5 protein-coding genes are annotated in these 5,440 nt (G+C 27.8%); all 5 read left to right on the top strand.

Going from position 1 to position 5,440, the window contains the following annotated elements:
- Positions 1-44 precede the first annotated feature (44 nt).
- Positions 45-887, top strand: coding sequence for a DnaB-like helicase C-terminal domain-containing protein (locus tag T390_RS0103370; protein WP_027335078.1), 843 nt, complete (start codon positions 45-47; stop codon positions 885-887).
- Positions 888-1,406: 519 nt separating this feature from the next.
- Positions 1,407-1,736: a hypothetical protein gene (locus tag T390_RS04235; RefSeq protein ID WP_027335076.1), complete on the top strand. Its 330-nt coding sequence runs from the start codon at positions 1,407-1,409 to the stop codon at positions 1,734-1,736.
- Positions 1,737-1,742: 6 nt separating this feature from the next.
- Positions 1,743-3,380, top strand: coding sequence for a hypothetical protein (locus tag T390_RS0103355; RefSeq protein ID WP_235732229.1), 1,638 nt, complete (start codon positions 1,743-1,745; stop codon positions 3,378-3,380).
- Positions 3,367-4,518 carry a hypothetical protein gene (locus T390_RS03900; protein WP_051590869.1) on the top strand — a complete coding sequence of 384 codons (1,152 nt, stop codon included), beginning with the start codon at positions 3,367-3,369 and terminating at the stop codon, positions 4,516-4,518. Before T390_RS0103355 ends, T390_RS03900 begins: the two co-directional genes overlap by 14 nt.
- Positions 4,505-5,440 (top strand): hypothetical protein (locus T390_RS03895; RefSeq protein ID WP_036436265.1); only part of this gene is annotated, 936 nt, incomplete at its 3' end. The genes T390_RS03900 and T390_RS03895, both read left to right, overlap by 14 nt.

Below are 5,440 nucleotides of genomic sequence, written 5' to 3'. Positions count from 1 at the left end.
CCCCCGTTTATATTTAGTAGTTTAGAGAATAAGAAAGGATAAAAATGAATATTAAAAAAATATTAGATATGAAAGCCTTAACAAAAGAGTACGACGCTTATAAACGTAATGAGTTAAAGAGTAACAAAGTGTATACTGGTTTCGAAAATTATGACCAAACAGTCAAATATATGAAAAAAGGGCAAATTTCTTATTTGTGTGCACGTCCAAGCGTTGGAAAAACAACATTAAGCATAAATGTATTAAGTAATATTTTGCCCCAATTATCTAAAGGCGAGTGTGCTGTGTTTTTCTCTTTAGATGTTACTAATTTGGAAATATATGAAAAATTATTAATTTTAGAAGAAGCGAAAAACCCATTAGCCACTCCGGAAGAATTAAAGGAACATATTGAAAATTACCCTCTTTATGTTGTTGATTCTCAAGGTTTGCCAAAAATTACACCTTCGTGAATTGAGAACACTTTAAAAGAAATTACTACAAATTCAAAATATAAAAATGTAAGAGTTGTATTTATTGACTATTTTCAAACTATTACAAGTGATGAAATTTTTTCAATAGAATCGGAAAGACTGGCGAGCGTTTCAAGGTCTTTAAAACAAATAGCAAGAACAAACGACTCACATTTCTTTGTCATAGCACAATTAAATAGAACCGCTGACGCTAAAGGGAAGGGCTCTTATTCATTTAGTGACATAAAAGGAACCGGAGCAGTTGAGCAAGACGCTGACATAATTACAGTATTGTCTAATTCAAATAAGGTAACTATTTTAGATGGTACTGTATCAATGAACTGGAAAATTTTAAAAAACCGTAATGGCGGACTTGGTGACTTTGATCTTATTTTTAACCCAGAACTCCAAAAATTTACGGAACCTCTTAAATAGCTCTTTAAAAGAAAAAAGAACCAAAAAAGAAAATTAATAAGTGGTTTAGTAATCCATATTAATGTATGTGTTAGTGTATATATAATAATCTTAAAAGATTATTTATTATATATACACACTAACACACATACATACATTAATATATATAGGATATTACATATTAAACATAGACACTTATTAAAAAGAAATTAAAAAATAAATAGTAAAAAAATTAAAGCATTATTTAAGAAGTTCATAATAGGATTAACAGCAGAAATAGAGTCACAAAATTTATCTAAAGAAGAATCGAAGAACTTAATAATAGCTTTAATTGAATATTGAAAATTAAAGGATAAAAATGAATATTAAAAATAATTTAAAAACTTGTGTAATATGTAAAAAAGAAATTGCACATAATCAAAATGGAATTTTTTGAAATTGTAAATGAGTTTGTTCTTATGAATGTTTAGACATATTGCAAGGATATGCACAAGAGTTTAAAATAACAACACTAAAAAGCATATTAAAAGGTTTATATTAATGAGTAAATTAATAACCTTGTTATATGTTGGATTAAAGTGAGAACAAGATTTATTTTATGAGATGTTAAAGAAAAAAACAGATAAATGCTTACAGTGTAATACAGTATTAGGAGCATTTGAGCAATATTTTTTAAAGTTTGTGCAAGCGAATAATGAAGAATTACCAGAATGTAATACTGATGTAACTTGTAAGTGATTCTTGTGCGAAAAATGTTTCAATAGTGAATTTTGAAATAAACATTTAGAAAATTCACTAAAAAGATTAAAACAAAAACAAGAGTCTTATATAGCTCAGATAATGAATAAGAATCAGAAGAAGGATGATTAATAAATGATGTTCTCTGAAGAAAAACTAAAAGAAATATTACACTATACAGATAACGAAAATAATCCGGCTTATGACGCTTATAAATCTAATGCATTTTTTAGAATTTATTCAGGTGCTAAAGGCGTTTCCAAATCATTCGGGCGAATGGTTGAAACAATTTATAGAATTGTAAACGAAAAAAATTTCTGCAGTGTTTGATGTCGTAACCAGTACAACCACATTAAAACAACATTAAGACCAATGGTCGAGAAAGTTCTAAATTTTCTGGCCGAAGAACATAATTTAGATTTTAGGGAATACTTTTATATAACTAATGAAGCATGCTATTGAAATTATGACGATGGTGGGAAAGGTAGAGCTATATACTTCCAAAACTGAGAGAAAATTCAAGCGTTTCAAGGTCTAACGTTACAAAATCCTCTTTTTAGATTTGGCGAGCTTGTTATTGATGAACCTTTAGAAGATACTGCAGACACTAATAAATTACCACATGAATTAATAGAGTTATACGAAAAACAACACGAAAAACTCCCCTTATTAATTCAGAACACTGTACTGCGTGAAAATGCTCCGGAAGGTTTTCAGGTTAATGTAAGTTTTTTATATAACATTTTTACATTTGATCATTTCTTAATTACTGATTACCACAATAAAGTTATTCCAATTTTAAAAGAAGACGGAAATACTAACGATAATATTTTAAATGAGTTAATAACACAAACATATTTGCAAAATTATGACCCTGATTTTCAAAACGGTTTAGGTTTAGTTGTTACAATGTTTTCAAAGTATTTTGTACCTAGCGAACAACTTGGAACAATTCAAAAAAAGAACTTGGAACTCTTAAAAGAGCAGAATTATAGACTATGAGTTATTACTGTCGCAGGTTTCGGCCAGATATACAACAATAAAAACCATAATTATTTTTTAAAAAGTGTTTTATTTGATGAATCTGGAGAATTAAAAAAAGGCGTAATTCAAAATATAAACATAGCTAAATTTAAAACATTATTAAAAAATGGTGAAGTTATTGGAGTGTATGCTGGTTTTGATGTAGGCATTCATGATAACGCCAGTTTAGTTTTAACAGCTTTATTAGGCAATGGCAAAATAATAATACTTAAAACATTTGAAGACATTAAAGAATTATTTAAAACAAAGAAAAACATAAATTTAGAAATGTGCAAGGCTGTTATTAAAGAAATTAAAAAAATAAATTCCTTAATAGAAGAATTTACACCGTACAACTATGTAAATGAGAATTTTCTTTATGGTAAAACATCGCTGATATTCTGTGACAGCAATGCAATCATTGAACAAATTAATTTATTAATTGAAGAGAACGGATTAAATTCCACGGCTTTAACAGCCGTGCGGAAACCTTCGCAAAGATTCGGAATAATTGACAGACAATTTTGGGAAAAATGAATATTTGAGAACAAATTAATTTATTTTATGCCTGGAACTCATTCATTAATAAAAAACTTAGCTAAACAAGTAATTCCAGCCGGCGAAGAAAAACGAGACGAGGAAATTAATCACGAAATTTATGACCTAATAAACGCATTTGAAATGTCTAACTCTATAGCGTTTAAATATCAATATAAATTATTATCTGAAGAGGTGAATAATGGAAATAACTAAAGCATTAAAAACTATAAAAATAAATAACTTTTTAGATAAACCTGCAGAAACAACACAAAACATTCCAATTAATTCTAAACTACAATTTTTTAAATACGGCTCACAAAATACTATTAATACATTATGGAGCAAATTACCAAAATTATATAATGGCAGTGAATTAGTAAATTATTTTAATAATGCGAGTGTTTTGCTAGCTTTGCAAAATTTGGAAAGTCTTTTATATCGTGATGGAGTTGCAGCATTAAAAGAGAATTTTTTAGTGGGAGAAGTATTAGACTATTCAACTATTAGCGATGTTGTTTTATATCTTAAAACTAAAATAATTTTTAATAGTAAAAAAGCAATTTTATGAGTCGAAGAAACTTGAGAATATGATGAAAATAATCAGCTTCAATTTAGTTATAAAGTTTTTGACAAAACACCAAACTCAAAACTAACTAATAATGAAGTAATGCATATACTTTTTAACAGGTTCGGTTATCAACCTAAAAAGAATAATATAATTCCATACCAAATATTTAAAAATACGTATAACGAGTATGGAGATTTAGAGCTTGTTAATAATGAATTGTTTAATATTTTAGATACTGACTTGACTATATATGCTAAAGACGGGTTATTGTCGGCTCCTTGGTTCTTTGTATCTGCTCATGGAAGCATGCAGGATAATTTAAAAAAAGGTGTTGCAGATATAACAGAGAGATTCATAAAAGTTAATCCGCAAGTTAGTTTATACGATTCTCAACCATTGCAATTATTACAAGGCCAAAGCCAAGCCCCTTTATTAGTTCAAAAAATTGACAAAACTATTTCATTAATTAAAAAATTCGGCTTTATGAAAAACGACTCGAGCGATTTCGGGACTAAAAATATGCACAATGTAGAAGCTGAACAAATAAACAGCGATTTTGAAGACCACATCGAGCAAAAAGCAAACCTTAGAGAGATTCAGCTCCTTAACTATTTCGAACGTTTCTGGCAAGAGTTAAATATTTCTAAAATAGTTATAACCGGCAGCACTGAATGACTTAAACAACAAGCACAAACAGCTCTAACAAATCAGAATGGTGTTTTATTAAATAGGAATGTTTTAAATTCAGAACCTGAAGAGGTAAATAATAATGGAAATAACTAAAATTACTGAAGTTGCTGGCCCTAGAGTAATCCAAGAGTTTGAAATTCTATCGGTAGACATTGACAAAATTTCACTTTTAGAAAATTCTTTCAATTTAATAAATTATAATCCTGAAAAATTAAAGAAAATTACAGCAGTCTTATCAGATACCAATAGCAACATTTTAATCGAGTCAGATAAAAACTACGTAGACTGTAAAAGCAGCATTGTTTTTAATGAAATGCTTCAATTAGATAAAAACTGTATACACTTTTTAAAAAATAAAAATAAGTGAAATGTATTGGATAATATTAGTATTACATACTCCACAACAGTGCCATTCGAGCAGATGTGCGTGGGAGTTATTCAACCATTAGAATTATTTATCGAACAGAAAAATATAACTATAAAACTTAATGAAGATATTAACACCATAAAACTTAAATATGATTTTAGCGGCTATATATCTGAAAGTTATAGGGTTATAAATGATAAAGTTGAAAATTATGAACTTAATGACTTAAAAAAAATTAATTTATTAATGAACCCGATAACATTAGAAAATAATAAGCAAGTTTATTTTTCGCCTTCGTTAGACTTCTTTAAAAATATTAATTTAAATAAATTGAATTATTCAAATACCGGAGTTATTCAATTGGATGAAAATAATAACACTGCTGAACAAATAACCCTAAGAAAACTAAAACAAATAATTAAAAACTACAAGATTATAATAAGCAAGTTCAGGGGTTTAACAAGCACAGAAAAAGAAGAATTTAATAAAAATGTTTGGAATGATACCAATGCTGAAGATTATTTAAATTATGAATTTAATTTATTGACTAACTTTTCAACTTCTTTAAATATTGCAAAAACTTTAATCCAAATGTGCAGCGGTTTTTTAAAATCTCGTTTTAATGTTGACGGCGGTTATACTAATAAC

It is taken from the genome of Mycoplasmopsis felifaucium ATCC 43428 (assembly GCF_000687775.1).
Classification (GTDB): Bacteria; Bacillota_I; Bacilli_A; order Mycoplasmatales; family Metamycoplasmataceae; genus Mycoplasmopsis; species Mycoplasmopsis felifaucium.
Note: the sequence above shows the minus strand (reverse complement) of the source record. Positions and strands in the feature narration are given on the sequence as shown.